This is a genomic window from Staphylococcus sp. EG-SA-15 (assembly GCF_017151895.1).
Lineage (GTDB): Bacteria > Bacillota > Bacilli > Staphylococcales > Staphylococcaceae > Staphylococcus > Staphylococcus aureus.
On the sequence record NZ_JACVZN010000061.1, the window covers coordinates 1 to 1509 of the forward strand.

Annotated in this window: 1 protein-coding gene and 1 pseudogene; both read left to right on the forward strand. The window is 28.6% G+C overall.

Annotated elements, in window-relative coordinates:
* Positions 1-411: pseudogene (locus IDG64_RS14290) on the forward strand (replication initiation factor domain-containing protein); the annotation flags it as partial.
* Positions 412-572: 161 nt separating this feature from the next.
* Positions 573-1509: MFS transporter (locus tag IDG64_RS14295; protein WP_206171352.1), on the forward strand; the 937-nt coding region annotated here is incomplete at its 3' end.

Here is a 1509-nt window from a genome sequence, read left to right on the forward strand (position 1 = left end):
TATAAATTCAACTTTGCAACAGAACCTATTAGAATTTATAATAAAAAGCAAGAACGTAAAGATAATGCAGATGCTGAAGTTATGTCTGAACATTTATGGCGTGTAGAAATCGAACTTAAAAGAGATATGGTGGATTACTGGAATGATTGCTTTAGTGATTTACATATCTTGCAACCAGATTGGAAAACTATCCAACGCACTGCGGATAGAGCAATAGTTTTTATGTTATTGAGTGATGAAGAAGAATGGGGAAAGCTTCACAGAAATTCTAGAACAAAATATAAGAATTTGATAAAAGAAATTTCGCCAGTCGATTTAACGGACTTAATGAAATCGACTTTAAAAGCGAACGAAAAACAATTGCAAAAACAAATCGATTTTTGGCAACATGAATTTAAATTTTGGAAATAGTGTACATATTAATATTACTGAACAAAAATGATATATTTAAACTATTCTAATTTAGGAGGATTTTTTTATGAAGTGTCTATTTAAAAATTTGGGGAATTTATATGAGGTGAAAGAATAATTTACCCCTATAAACTTTAGTCACCTCAAGTAAAGAGGTAAAATTGTTTAGTTTATATAAAAAATTTAAAGGTTTGTTTTATAGCGTTTTATTTTGGCTTTGTATTCTTTCATTTTTTAGTGTATTAAATGAAATGGTTTTAAATGTTTCTTTACCTGATATTGCAAATCATTTTAATACTACTCCTGGAATTACAAACTGGGTAAACACTGCATATATGTTAACTTTTTCGATAGGAACAGCAGTATATGGAAAATTATCTGATTATATAAATATAAAAAAATTGTTAATTATTGGTATTAGTTTGAGCTGTCTTGGTTCATTGATTGCTTTTATTGGTCACAATCACTTTTTTATTTTGATTTTTGGTAGGTTAGTACAAGGAGTAGGATCTGCTGCATTCCCTTCACTGATTATGGTGGTTGTAGCTAGAAATATTACAAGAAAAAAACAAGGCAAAGCCTTTGGTTTTATAGGATCAATTGTAGCTTTAGGTGAAGGGTTAGGTCCTTCAATAGGGGGAATAATAGCACATTATATTCATTGGTCTTACCTACTTATACTTCCTATGATTACAATAGTAACTATACCTTTTCTTATTAAAGTAATGGTACCTGGTAAATCAACAAAAAATACATTAGATATCGTAGGTATTGTTTTAATGTCTATAAGTATTATATGTTTTATGTTATTTACGACAAATTATAATTGGACTTTTTTAATACTCTTCACAATCTTTTTTGTGATTTTTATTAAACATATTTCAAGAGTTTCTAACCCTTTTATTAATCCTAAACTAGGGAAAAACATTCCGTTTATGCTTGGTTTGTTTTCTGGTGGGCTAATATTTTCTATAGTAGCTGGTTTTATATCAATGGTGCCTTATATGATGAAAACTATTTATCATGTAAATGTAGCGACAATAGGTAATAGTGTTATTTTTCCTGGAACCATGAGTGTTATTGTTTTTGGTTATTTTG